The organism is Achromobacter sp. MFA1 R4 (genome assembly GCF_900156745.1).
Classification (GTDB): domain Bacteria; phylum Pseudomonadota; class Gammaproteobacteria; order Burkholderiales; family Burkholderiaceae_B; genus Achromobacter.
The window spans coordinates 3,199,095-3,211,414 of sequence record NZ_LT707065.1; the positions used below are offsets into that span (position 1 = coordinate 3,199,095).

Consider the following 12,320-nt stretch of genomic DNA (forward strand, 5'->3'; position numbering starts at 1 on the left):
CTTGGGTTCCAGATCAATCGCCCAGCGGCAGGCGGTTCGGGCCGCCGCGGTGCTCGTCCAGCGCCAGCTTGATGCGGCGCAGGCGTTCGCGGTTTTCTTCCTGGTTCAGCATGGCCAGTTCGGTCGACAGCAGATCGATGGCCAGCATCATCGCGTAGCGCGAGGCGGACGGCTTGTAGATGAAGTCGGTCTCGTCGGTGCGGATCGGCAGCACCACGTCGGCCAGCCCGGCCAGCTCCGAGGACGCGTCGGTGATGGCGACGATGCGCGCGTTGTATTGCTTGACGATGCGCGCCGCGCCGACGATTTCGGGCGTGAGGCCCGACGCCGACAGCACCAGCACCGCATCGCGCTCGTCCAGCGTGGCCGCCACCATGCGCAGCAGCACGGCGTCGCTGTACACGGCGATGGGATAGCCCAGCCGCACCAGGCGCGACTGGACTTCCTGCGCCAGGACGGCCGACGCGCCGCCCATGCCGAAGACGTAGATCATGCGCGCGCCATCCACGATGGACGCGGCCGCTTCGAAGAGCGGCTCGGTGAAGGTCGGCAGGTGCGCGCGCAGCGTGCTTTCGATGTCGGCGTAGATGCGCGCGTAGAACGTGCTTTCCTCGGCCGGCGCGCTGGGATCCAGGAAGCGGCTGCCCACCGTGCTGGCCTGCGCCAGCTTCATTTTCAGGTCGCGCGTGTCGTCGCAGCCGACCGTGCGCGCGAAGCGCGAGATCGTGGCGATGCTGACGCCCGCCTTGGCCGCCAACTGGTCGACGGTGGCGCTGGCGCTCCAGATGATGTCGTCCAGGATGGCGTCGGCCACCTTGCGTTCGGTCACGCTCAATGCGTCCCGCCGACTGCGTATCTGGAAGACGATGTCGCGGATGATGTTCATGTGGGTTTCCTGGATCAAATCGGGCGGGCCTAGGCCGCGAGCGCGGGATCGTCGAGGCGGATGCAGGACACGAAATGGTCCGCGCTCACGCCCACGGCCGGCGGCACGGCGGCCGCGCAGGCCTCGATGGCGTGCGGGCATCGCGTGCGGAACACGCAGCCGGAAGGCGGGTTCACCGGGCTGGGGATGTCGCCTTTCAGGAGGATACGCGAACGCGGGGCGCGCGGATCCGGCACGGGCGCGGCGGACAGCAGGGCGCGCGTGTAGGGGTGGCGGGGGCGGGCATAGACCTCGCGGGTCGGGCCGCGCTCCATGACGCGGCCCAGGTACATCACCACCACGTCGTCGCACAGGTAGTCCACCACCGCCAGGTCGTGGGCCACGAACAGCATGGTCAGCCCCAGGTCGCGCTGCAGGTCCTGCAGCAGGTTCAGCACCTGCGCCTGCACCGAGACGTCCAGCGCGGACACCGGCTCGTCGGCCACGATGAAATCCGGTTCCACCGCCAGGGCGCGCGCGATGCCGATGCGCTGGCGTTGGCCGCCGGAAAATTCATGCGGATAGCGGCGACGATGGTCGGCGTTCAGGCCGACGCGTTCCAGGAGTTCGCCGATCCGCTCGGCGCGGCGCTCGCGCGCCAGTTTGTGGGTGTCCAGCGCCTCGCCCAGGATCTCGGCCACCGTCATGCGCGGGTTGAGGCTGGCGTACGGGTCCTGGAACACGATCTGCATGCGGCGGCGCCACGGCAGCATCTGCTTTTCATTGAGGGTCGTGATGTCGTGCCCGTCGAACACGATGCGGCCGGCGGTGGGCGCGAACAGGCGCAGCAAGGCGCGGCCGGTCGTGGTCTTGCCGGACCCGGATTCGCCGACCAGGCCGACGATGGTGTTGCGGGGCACCTCGAAGCTCACCCCGTCCACCGCCCGGACCACGGGTGCGTGGCGCGACTGCGAGGTGGGGAAGTGGACCTTCAGGTCCTCGATGCGCACCAGCGGATCGCCGGCGCGCGGAGTCGGGTTGCTCGTCATATCGGATTCACCTTGATGCAGCGCGCGCGGTGTTCGGCCTGCACGGTCACCAGTTCGGGCACGGCGGCGCGGCAGTCGTCCGCGGCCAGCGGGCAGCGCGGCGCGAAGGTACAGCCCGCAGGCAGGGACAGCACGCTGGGCACGTTGCCGGGGATGGCGCGCAGGCGCTCGCCCGAGGCCAGCAGCGCGGCGGTCGGCAGGCAGGACAGCAGGCCGCGCGTGTACGGATGCGTGGGCTTTTCAAAGAGGTCGTAGACCCCGGCGTCTTCCACCACGCGGCCGGCGTACATGACGGCCACGCGATGCGCGATCTCGGCCACCACGCCCAGGTTGTGCGTGATGAACAGGATGCTCATGTTCATCTCGGCCTGCAGGCGGCGCAAGAGGTCCAGGATCTGCGCCTGCACCGTCACGTCCAGCGCCGTGGTGGGCTCGTCGGCGATCAGCACGGCCGGGTTGCAGGCCAGCGCCAGCGCGATCATCACGCGCTGGCGCATGCCGCCCGACATCTGGTGTGGGTATTCGTTGACGCGCCGGTCGGCCGCGGGAATCTCCACGCGCTCCAGCATCTCGCGGGCGCGCTTGAGCGCCGCGGCGCGCGAGCCGCCCTCGTGCTGCAGCACGGCCTCGGCGATCTGGTCGCCCACCGTGTACAGCGGGTTCAGGCTGGTCATGGGCTCCTGGAAGATCATGGCGATCTCGGCCCCGCGGATCCGCTGCAAGGTGGCGGGCGTCGCGCGGGCCAGGTCGTGCTGCGTGCCCTGGCGGTCGCGGAACAGGATCCGGCCCGCCTCGATGCGGCCGGCCGGCTTGGGCAAGAGGCCCATGATGGACAGGCTGGTCACCGACTTGCCCGAACCGGACTCGCCGACGATGGCCAGGGTTTCGCCGCGGGCCAGGTCGAAGGTGACGCCGTCCACGGATTTGGCGATGCCGTCGCGGCTGTGGAACCAGGTCTTCAGCCCTTGCACGGACAGCACGATGTCTCGGGTGCTTGCCGTCATGTTTACAGCTCCTTGCGCAGGCGCGGATCGAGGACGTCGCGCAGGCCGTCGCCCACCAGTTGCAGCGACAGCACGGACAGCACGATGGCGATGCCGGGAAAGATCATGATCCAGTCCGCCGAGCCCATGTACTGCTGGCCGGCGTTGATCATGGTGCCCCAGGTCGGGATGTCGGGCGACACGCCCACGCCCAGGAACGACAGGCCCGCCTCGGCCAGGATCGCGTAGGCGAAGATGAACGTGCCCTGCACCAGAATCGGCGACACCAGGTTGCGCAGCACGTGCACGGTGACGATGCGCCAGGTGGGCACCCCCAGCGCGCGGGCGGCCTCCACGAAGGGCAGTTCGCGGATCACCAGCGTCGAGGCCCGCACGATGCGCGCCAGGCGCGGCGTGTAGACGATGCCCAGCGCGATCACCACATTGACCAGCGACGGTCCCAGCGCCGCCACCAGCGAGATGGCCAGCAGGATGTCGGGGAACGCCATCATCGCGTCGATCAGCCGCGACACGAACTTGTCGGCGGTGCGGAAAAACCCCGCGACCAGCCCCAGCGCGATGCCCAGCACGCTGGACAGAATGACGACGGAAAAGCCCACCATCAGCGACAGTCGGCCGCCGTGGATCACGCGGCTGAACACGTCGCGCCCGAAGTCGTCGGTGCCGAACCAGTGCGCGGCGCCGGGCGCCTTCAGCCGGTTCATGATGGACAGCTTGAAGGGATCGTACGGACTGATCCACGGCGCCAGCAGCGCGGCGACCGTGAGCACGACGATCACGATCAGGCTGATCAGCACTGTCTTGCGCGCTACGAGCAGGCGCAGGACTTGCCAGCGGTCGGCGCCGGCGCCGTTATGAGTGGAAGTTGCGATAGCCATTCTAGTAGCGCACCCGGGGATCGACCACCAGGTACAGCAGGTCGATGAACAGATTGATCAAAACGTAGATCGCCGCAATGATGAGCAGCGCGCCCTGGATGACGGGATAGTCCCGGCGCAGCACGGCAGAGACCACCAGGCTGCCCACGCCGGGCAGGCCGAACACGGTTTCGGTCACGACCGCGCCGCTGATCAGCAGCGCCGTGGTCAGGCCCAGCACCGTCAGGATCGGGATCAGCGCGTTGCGCACCGCATGCTTCAGGATGACGCGGCGTTCGGGCAGCCCCTTGGCCCGCGCCGTGCGCACGTAGTCGTCGCGCAGCACATCCAGCATGCTGGCGCGGATGAAGCGGGTGATCAGCGCCGAGTTCACCAGGCCCAGCACCACGGCGGGCAGTATCAGGTGCGACAGGCGCGTGGCCAGGGAGGCGTCCGGCCCGCCATACCCGGCCACCGGCAGCCAGCCCAGCTTCACCGAAAACACCTGCATCAGCAGCAGCCCCAGCCAGAAGCTGGGCACGCTGGACGTGAACATCGAGAACGACAGCACCGACTGGTCCAGCGCGGTGCCCCGCTTGACCGCGGACAGAATACCCACCGGCAGGGCGATGGCGCTGGCGATCAGCAGCGACATCAGCGTCAGCAGGATCGTCGGCTCGGCGCGGTCGGCCAGCGCCGACAGCACCGGCTTGTTCATGAAGATGGACTGGCCCAGGTCGCCTTGCAGCAGCTTGCCTAGCCAGGACACATACTGCACCGCCACGGGCTGGTCCAGCCCGAGCTGCGTGCGCAGCGCGGCGATGTCCTGCTGGCTGGCCTGCGGCCCCAGCATCACGGCGGCCGGGTCGCCGGGCGTGAGACGGATGATCACGAACACGATGGTCGCGACGATGAACATCACGGCCACCAGGCCGACCAGCCGGTTCAAGAGATAACGCAACACGGTGGAGTCCTAGAAGTCATTGCGCGGGCGCGAACGGATCGCGTGCGGGTGCCGGCGGCGGGCGGCAGGGGCCGCCCGCCGGGCCGGCGCTTACTTGGGCGCCTTCCAGGCGTTCCAGAAGTACGGCCACGGCACCGCCCGCGTGCCTTGCAGCGCGGGCGAGCGCGCGGCCTGCGCATTGAAGTCGCCGACCTTGATAAACGGCACCTCGTCATACACGGCCTGCTGCACGTCGGCCCAGCGCTTGACGCGCTCTTCCTGCGAACCGGCCTGGTTGAAGGCGTCCAGCACCTGGTTGCGGCGCGGCGTGTCCCACCAGCCCGGCGCGTCCTTGGACGGGAAGTCGATCAGCGCCGGCTCGGGCAGGAAGGGGCTGTGCGTGATGAAGATGTCCCACACGGCCGGGTCCTGGCGGCGCTGCGTCAGCGTGGCCCAGTCCACGACCTGCATGTCCACCGTGAAGCCCGCGGCCTTCAGGTATTCGGCGGCGACCAGCGCCATCTTGTAGTGGAACTCGTACTGCTGGCTGGTCAGGATGCGGATCTTGCGGTCCTGCACGTTGGCGCCGTCCACCAGTTTCTTGGCCGCCGCCGCGTCGCCCTTGTTGTAGACCTTGCCGCCCAGCGACGTCGCCCACGGATAGCCTTCCGGATACAGGTCGCCATTGAGCTTGTAGAAGTTCTTGTCGCCAAAGGCCGCGAACAGCATGTCCTCTTCGTTCAGGGCAAGCTGCACCGCCTGGCGCACGGCCTGATTCGACATGATGCCCTGTTTGGTGTTGAGCACCAGGCGGGGCCAGCCGAAGGGCTTGAGCATCACGGGGTCCGAGCGGCCGTTCTTGAGCTTGGCCAGGGACTCCACGGGCAGCGAGTCGACGTAATCGAACTGGCCGGCCACGGCGCTTTCCACGCGGGTGTTGGCATTGCTGACCGGCACGAAGCGGATCTCGTCCAGGTATTGCTTGCGCGCGCCGCCGTAGCCATCGGGTTCGCCTTCGCGCTGCTTGTAGCCGTCAAAGCGCACCAGCTGCACGTACTGGTCGGGCACGCGGGCCTTGAGCTGATAGGGGCCGGTGCCGATGAATTCGGTCAGGGCTGGCGCGATCTTGCCCTTGGGCATGACCACCGCGGCGCTATTGTTCATGGCCAGCAGCGCGGTCAGCGGCGCATAGGGCTGCTTGAGCGTGATGCGGATCGTGTTCGCGTCCGGGGCTTCGATGTTCGCGATGATCTTGGCGGCCATCTTGCCGCGCGTGGCGGTCTCGGTCCAGCGCTTGAGCGACGCCAGCACGTCCGACGAATCCATCTTCGAGCCGTCATGGAACGTGATGCCCTGGCGCAGCGGGATCGTGTAGACCAGTCCGTCGGCGCTGACTTCCGGCATCTTGTCGGCCAGCAGCGGCGTCAGGTTCCACTTGGCGTCAAAGGTGTACAGCGTTTCGAAGAAGTGCTGGGTCAGGATGCCCACCAGGTCCGCGGTGCTGGTCATCGGATCCAGCGTGGGCGGCTCGCCGATGGTGGCGACGGAGATCGTGCCTCCCTTGACCGGCGTGGCACAGAGGGCGGGGGTCGACAAAGCGGTCAAGCCAATTGCGCCGGCCGCGAGCAGGCTTTTCAGCCCGCCGCCTCGCCGGGAGGGTCGGAAGTTCATGATTCTCTCTCCAGAGGGTCAGAAACAGGTTGTCGCGTGGTATGGGTTGAGCGCCGGGTGCCCTGGTGCTGCGGGTCCCCTTGGGGCCAGGCGCGGTGCCGCGGGCAGGGGGACTAGAAAAAGGTTTCGGCCACGCCGGTGACGCCGTATTGCTCGTCCACCAGCAGGATCTGACGCCACTTGTCGAACGTCAGGCAGGGATGGGAGATGTCGAAGGCGATCATGTCGCCCACCTGGATGTCGTCGGACTCGCCGATCTGCATGAAGGCGTGCTGGTCCATCATGGCGGACAGCTTCCAGTGGCCGGGCGCGGCACCGGGCTGCGGCTGGCCGGGCCGGTACACGAGGGCGGGCGTGGGCAGGCCCGCGTCGAAGGCGGCGTCGCGCTTGCCCAGGGCGATGATGGCGCGTCCCGGTTCGGGCAGGGACTGCACGTAGGCCCAGACCTGCAGGGCGGGTTGCAGGCCGGGCTCCATCTTGCGCGCCACCGGGTTCTGCGCGTTGATGCGTTCGGCCGCCGTGCGGTAGATGCCCACGTCGTGCGACAGGTAGCAGCCCGGACGCAGCACCACTTCCAGCGGTCCGCCGATGTCCAATTGCGAGAATTCCTCGGCCACGACGTCGAACCACGCCGAGCCCGCGCCGGAGATCAGGGCCGGGCCGTGCTTGCGCAGCCGGCCGGCCGCAGCCAGCCCGCGCAGCGCGTCGGTGGCGCGGCGCAGGAACGCGCGGATGGCGCCTTCTTCCTGCAGCACACCCTCGTAGACTTCAATGCCGGCCAGCGCCAGGCCGGGCCAGCGGGCGATCTCGTCGGCCACCGCCTGCAACTGCGCCTCGTCGCGCACGCCGGTGCGCCCGCCCGCCGGGCCCAGTTCGATCAGGACCGGCAGCACCAGCCCCTGTTCGCCAAAAAAACGGCCAAGCTGCGCGGCATTGACGGCCGAATCCACGATGCAGAAGAACGTGAAGGCCGGGTCCTGCAGGAGGCGGGCGATGATGGCCATGTTGGCGCGGCCCACCAGCTGGTTGGCCATCAGCACCCGGCGCACGCCGTGCTGGTAGGCCGCCAGGACCTGCGGCGCGGTCGCCAGGGTGATGCCCCACGCGCCGTTGTCGATCTGGCGCTTGAAGAGCGCCGGGCTCATCGTCGTCTTGCCGTGGGGCGCCAGCCTGACGTGATAGGCCTCCATGAACTGCTGCATCCACTGCAGGTTATGGCGCATGCGGGTTTCGTACAGCACGGCCACGGGCAGGCTCACGTCCTCGGCCAGCAGATTCCAGTTCAGCGCCGCCACGTCGGCGGTGGTACAGGACTCGGGAAACGCGCCCAGGCCTTTGCCGTTCACATCCAGAAGCGCTGCGGGGGAGGAGGAGTTGGTCATGGCGGTCGCCCGATTTGGAAATTATTTACGTGTCAGATGATTTTTTTAATTATCGTGAAAGAAATTTTCAAGCGGGAGCTAGGAGTTTCCCGTAGCCGGCGCCGCGCCGACGATGGGAAAATAGGTCCATGCCGCGCGCCGCCCAGGCGCGCCCGTGCCCCAACCAAGGAAAAGCCATGCTGAAAGTCGCCCTGGGCCAGTTCGCCGTCAGCCGCGTCTGGGAAGAGAATGCGCAGGTCTGCGTCGACCTGATGGAACGCGCTCGCGCCGGCGGCGCCGGCCTGCTGGTCCTGCCCGAAGGCATCCTGGCCCGCGACATCACCGATCCGCAGATCGTGCTGAAGGCGGCGCAGCCGCTGGATGGCCCGTTCATCACCCGCCTCGTGGAGGCCAGCCGCGGCTCGGACCTGGCGACCATGATGTGCGTCCACGTCCCGGCGGGCGACGGCCGCGTGTGGAACACGCTGGTCACGATCCGCGACGGCCAGATCCTGTCGCAGTACCGCAAGCTGCATCTGTACGACGCCTTCACCATGAAGGAATCCACCAACGTCACCCCCGGCACCGAGATTCCGCCGCTGCTGGACATCGCCGGGCTGCGCGTGGGTCTCATGACCTGCTATGACGTGCGCTTTCCCGAGCTGGCCCGCCGGCTGGCGCTGGACGGCGCGGACCTGCTGGTGCTGCCCGCCGCCTGGGTGCGCGGCCCGCTCAAGGAAATGCACTGGGAGGTGCTGGTCACGGCGCGTGCGCTGGAGAACACCTGCTACGTGGCGGCCACCGGCGAATGCGGCGAACGCAACATCGGCTGCAGCATGGTGGTGGACCCCCTGGGCGTGGTCACGGCCCGGGCCGGCGAAGCGCCCGCCCTGGTGTTTGCCGACATCGACCCCGAGCGGCTGGCCCATGCCCGCAAGGTGTTGCCCGTGCTGGCCAACCGGCGTTTCGCGCCGCCGGAATTGGCGTAGGTCCGCCCCAGTCCGCCGTCCCCGCGCGGTCACGGGGGGAACGGTGCGCGACGCGCGGCGCCTTCCCGTGGGGGCGGGCGGCAGGGTCGCCGGCGTCCGGCATGGTGTAATGCGGACTTGAAATCCTTGCTGTCTCCCTTCATCTGCTGCCAATGAGCAACGATCTCTTCGCGGCCGATCCTGCGCATCGGCCCTACGTGCCCCTGGCCGAACGCCTGCGCCCGCGCACCCTGTCCGACGTGGTCGGCCAGTCGCATCTGCTGGGCGCCGACAAGCCCCTGCGCGTCGCCTTCGAGTCCGGCCGTCCGCACTCCATGATCTTCTGGGGGCCGCCCGGCGTGGGCAAGACCACGCTCGCGCGCCTGATGGCCGACGGCTTCGATGCGCAGTTCATCGCCATTTCGGCCGTGCTGGGCGGCGTGAAGGACATCCGCGACGCCGTGACCGTGGCGCAGGTGGCGCAAGGGCAGGGCCGCCGCACGATCCTCTTCGTCGACGAGGTCCATCGTTTCAACAAGGCCCAGCAGGATGCCTTCCTGCCCTATGTGGAAAGCGGCCTGTTCACGTTCATCGGCGCCACCACCGAAAATCCGTCGTTCGAGGTCAACTCCGCGTTGTTGTCGCGGGCGCGCGTCTATGTCCTGCAATCGCTGACCGCCGAGGAACTGCAGCTGCTCGTCGACCGCGCCGTGCAGGCGCTCAACGAAGGGCTGGAGGCCGGCGAGGCCATCCGCATCGAGCCCGACGCCCGCGAGCAGCTTGCTGCCTGGGCCGACGGCGATGCGCGCCGCCTGATCAGCGCGGTGGAAGTCGTGGCCGAATCGGCGCAGGCCGCGGGCCGCGACACCGTGGACGCCGCCTGGCTGGAGATCTCGCTGTCGCAGAACCTGCGCCGCTTCGACAAGGGCGGCGACGCCTTCTACGACCAGATCAGCGCGCTGCACAAATCGGTGCGCGGCTCCAACCCCGATGCCGCGCTCTACTGGTTCTGCCGCATGATCGACGGCGGCGCCGATCCCAAATACCTGTCGCGCCGCCTGGTGCGGATGGCGGTGGAAGACATCGGCCTGGCCGACCCGCGCGCCACCGACCTGGCGGTGAACGGCGCCGACATCTACGAACGCCTCGGCTCGCCCGAAGGCGAGCTCGCGCTGGCGCAGGCGGTGGTCTACATGGCGTGCGCGGCCAAATCCAACGCCGTCTACAACGCGTACAACCAGGCCCGCAAATTCGCGGCCGAACATGGCAGCGCGCCGGTGCCCATCCACCTGCGCAACGCGCCGACCAAATTGATGAAGCAACTGGGCCACGGCAAGGCCTATCGCTACGCGCACGACGAGCCCCACGGCTACGCCGCGGGCGAGCAATATTTCCCGGATGGACTCAAGCCTTCCTTCTATCGGCCGACCGATCGCGGCCTGGAGGCTAAAATCCAGCAGAAGCTGGCATTCCTGCGCGAGCTGGACGCGCAGGAACGTGCCAAGAACCGGTGACGGGCAAGCCCCGTCGCCTCTCGCAACCTCACCGACCTCACCATGCTAGACCCGATACTGCTGCGCAAAGACCTGCAAACCGTCGTGGACCGCCTCAAGACCCGCGGCGTCGCCTTCGACACGGAACGGTTCAACGACCTGGAGTCTCGCCGCAAGGCCGTCCAGACCGAGACCGAATCCCTGCAAGCCCGCCGCAATGCGCTGGCCAAGCAGATCGGCCAATTGAAGGCCAAGGGCGAGGACGCCAGCGCCGTCATGGCGGAATCCCAGGCCGTGCCCGAGCGCCTGAAGCAGCTCGAGGAAGAGCTGGCTGCCCTGCAGCAGCCCCTCAATGACCTGCTCATGTCGGTGCCGAACCTGCCGCACGCCAGCGTGCCGCTGGGCGAATCCGCGGACGACAACGTCGAGGTCCGCCGCTGGCTGCCCGCCGAGGCCGGTCCCGACGGCAATCCGCCCGCGCTGGGCTTCGAGCCGCGCGATCACGTCGCGCTGGGCGAGCCGCTGGGCCTGGATTTCGACATGGCTGCCAAGCTGTCGGGCGCGCGCTTCTCGTTCATGCGGGGTCCCATCGCCCGGCTGCACCGCGCGCTGGCCCAGTTCATGCTGGACCTGCAGACCGGCACGCACGGCTATACCGAGTGCTACACCCCGTATATCGTCAACGCCTCGACGCTGTTCGGCACGGGCCAGCTCCCCAAGTTCAAGGACGACATGTTCGCGGTCTCCAAGGGCGGCGGCGATGACGATCCCAAGGTCGACGACCAGGGCAAGCCGTATGTGCGCGAAGACCAGTACCTGATCTCCACGTCCGAAATCACGCTGACCAGCGTGGCCAGCGGCGCCATCCAGGCTGCCGCCGACCTGCCGCTCAAGCTGACGGCCCACACCCCGTGCTTCCGCTCCGAAGCCGGCAGCGGCGGCCGCGACACGCGCGGCATGATCCGCCAGCACCAATTCGACAAGGTCGAAATGGTGCAGATCACGCAGCCGGACCAGTCGTACGAGGCCCTCGAGGAAATGGTCGGCCACGCCGAGCGCGTGCTGCAATTGCTGAACCTGCCTTACCGCGTGGTGCTGCTGTGCACGGGCGACATGGGTTTCGGTTCCGCCAAGACCTATGACCTGGAAGTGTGGCTGCCGGCCCAGAACACGTGGCGCGAAATCTCGTCGGTCTCCAATTGCGAAACCTTCCAGGCCCGCCGCATGCAGGCCCGTTTCCGCAACGCGCAGGGCAAGCCGGAATACGTGCACACGTTGAACGGGTCGGGATTGGCCGTGGGCCGCGCGCTGGTCGCCGTGCTGGAAAACCACCAGCAGGCCGACGGCAGCGTGCTGATTCCCGAAGCGCTGCAGCCTTATATGGGCGGTCTGACGGTGCTCAAACCCTGATAACCGCGCCGTGTCCATCGGCCATATGGCCGATAAAAAGACGGAGCCTTCGGGCTCCGTTTTTTTTTATCATTGCGACATAATCCTGTCGCTTTGGAACGCTATTCTGCTCGCGTGAGTGCTTGATTTTTGATGTGAGCAATTGTGTATTTGCCATAAAAGGGCCGGATAGTTACGGCACAATACACCGGCGTTCTACACGCTTCATTCACTTATATAACAAGGAGTTGTCCATGACTTCAAGAATGATTGGAGATTTTCGTGTGAGATGCTCTGTGGCCAAGGAAGACGAGCAAGGCTACCGCGTGCAAATATGGACGCGCCGTATCGGCGGAACCGCACCGGAAAAATGCTGGACCGTGCCGGGACAGGCGCCGTTCGCAGACTTGCACGAAGCAGAACAGGAAAGCCGTCACTTGTTCCAGGGTATCAATGGTGTGCGTTTCAACGGTGAACCGGAGTTTGCTCATGCGTCCGCATAATGGCTGGTGGCGGGCGTCGAGTGCGCCCCGTCGATGGATCGATCTCGTTCAGGAATCACCGCGCTGGGCCGACGACAAGGTCAAGCAGGTGCCGCAGCAACCGGCTCCGCTGGCCGTCAAACCCGTCCAGGCTCCCGCAGCCTGACAGGTCAAGCGCCGGGGCACCGGACATTGCCCCCACGAAAATAAGGCCACTCATCGAGTGGCCTTTTTTTGT

11 protein-coding genes are annotated in these 12,320 nt (G+C 67.3%); 4 read left to right on the top strand and 7 right to left on the bottom strand.

Annotated elements, in window-relative coordinates; all coding sequences use genetic code 11:
- Window positions 1–13: 13 nt before the first annotated feature.
- From BXA00_RS14500 to BXA00_RS14530, 7 genes are all read right to left on the bottom strand, one after another.
- Window positions 14–886, bottom strand: a complete 873-nt coding sequence (locus BXA00_RS14500; RefSeq protein ID WP_076519119.1) for a MurR/RpiR family transcriptional regulator — start codon at window positions 884–886, stop codon at window positions 14–16.
- 29 nt (window positions 887–915) lie between these two features.
- Window positions 916–1,914, bottom strand: coding sequence for an ABC transporter ATP-binding protein (locus BXA00_RS14505; protein ID WP_076519120.1), 999 nt, complete (start codon window positions 1,912–1,914; stop codon window positions 916–918).
- Window positions 1,911–2,918 carry an ABC transporter ATP-binding protein gene (locus BXA00_RS14510; protein WP_076519121.1) on the bottom strand — a complete coding sequence of 336 codons (1,008 nt, stop codon included), beginning with the start codon at window positions 2,916–2,918 and terminating at the stop codon, window positions 1,911–1,913. Before BXA00_RS14510 ends, BXA00_RS14505 begins: the two co-directional genes overlap by 4 nt.
- Window positions 2,919–2,920: 2 nt before the next feature.
- Window positions 2,921–3,796, bottom strand: a complete 876-nt coding sequence (locus BXA00_RS14515) for an ABC transporter permease (protein WP_076519122.1) — start codon at window positions 3,794–3,796, stop codon at window positions 2,921–2,923.
- 1 nt (window position 3,797) lies between these two features.
- Window positions 3,798–4,739, bottom strand: coding sequence for an ABC transporter permease (locus BXA00_RS14520; RefSeq protein ID WP_076519123.1), 942 nt, complete (start codon window positions 4,737–4,739; stop codon window positions 3,798–3,800).
- Between the two features lie 90 nt (window positions 4,740–4,829).
- Window positions 4,830–6,389: an ABC transporter substrate-binding protein gene (locus tag BXA00_RS14525; RefSeq protein ID WP_076519124.1), complete on the bottom strand. Its 1,560-nt coding sequence runs from the start codon at window positions 6,387–6,389 to the stop codon at window positions 4,830–4,832.
- Window positions 6,390–6,502: 113 nt separating this feature from the next.
- Window positions 6,503–7,771, bottom strand: coding sequence for an amino acid deaminase (locus BXA00_RS14530; protein WP_076519125.1), 1,269 nt, complete (start codon window positions 7,769–7,771; stop codon window positions 6,503–6,505).
- Window positions 7,772–7,947: 176 nt separating this feature from the next.
- Here BXA00_RS14530 and BXA00_RS14535 point away from each other — a divergent pair, with 176 nt between their 5' ends.
- The 4 genes from BXA00_RS14535 (at window position 7,948) to BXA00_RS14550 (ending at window position 12,103) form a co-directional block, all read left to right on the top strand.
- Window positions 7,948–8,739, top strand: a complete 792-nt coding sequence (locus BXA00_RS14535; protein ID WP_083714257.1) for a deaminated glutathione amidase — start codon at window positions 7,948–7,950, stop codon at window positions 8,737–8,739.
- 152 nt (window positions 8,740–8,891) lie between these two features.
- The gene (locus tag BXA00_RS14540; RefSeq protein WP_076519126.1) at window positions 8,892–10,232 is read left to right on the top strand and encodes a replication-associated recombination protein A; all 1,341 of its coding nucleotides are present in this window, start codon (window positions 8,892–8,894) and stop codon (window positions 10,230–10,232) included.
- 42 nt (window positions 10,233–10,274) lie between these two features.
- The gene (gene serS, locus BXA00_RS14545; protein WP_076519127.1) at window positions 10,275–11,621 is read left to right on the top strand and encodes a serine--tRNA ligase; all 1,347 of its coding nucleotides are present in this window, start codon (window positions 10,275–10,277) and stop codon (window positions 11,619–11,621) included.
- 233 nt (window positions 11,622–11,854) lie between these two features.
- A complete protein-coding gene (locus tag BXA00_RS14550; protein ID WP_083714258.1) occupies window positions 11,855–12,103 on the top strand; it encodes a hypothetical protein in 249 nt (82 codons plus the stop codon).
- The last annotated feature ends 217 nt before the right edge of the window (window positions 12,104–12,320 follow it).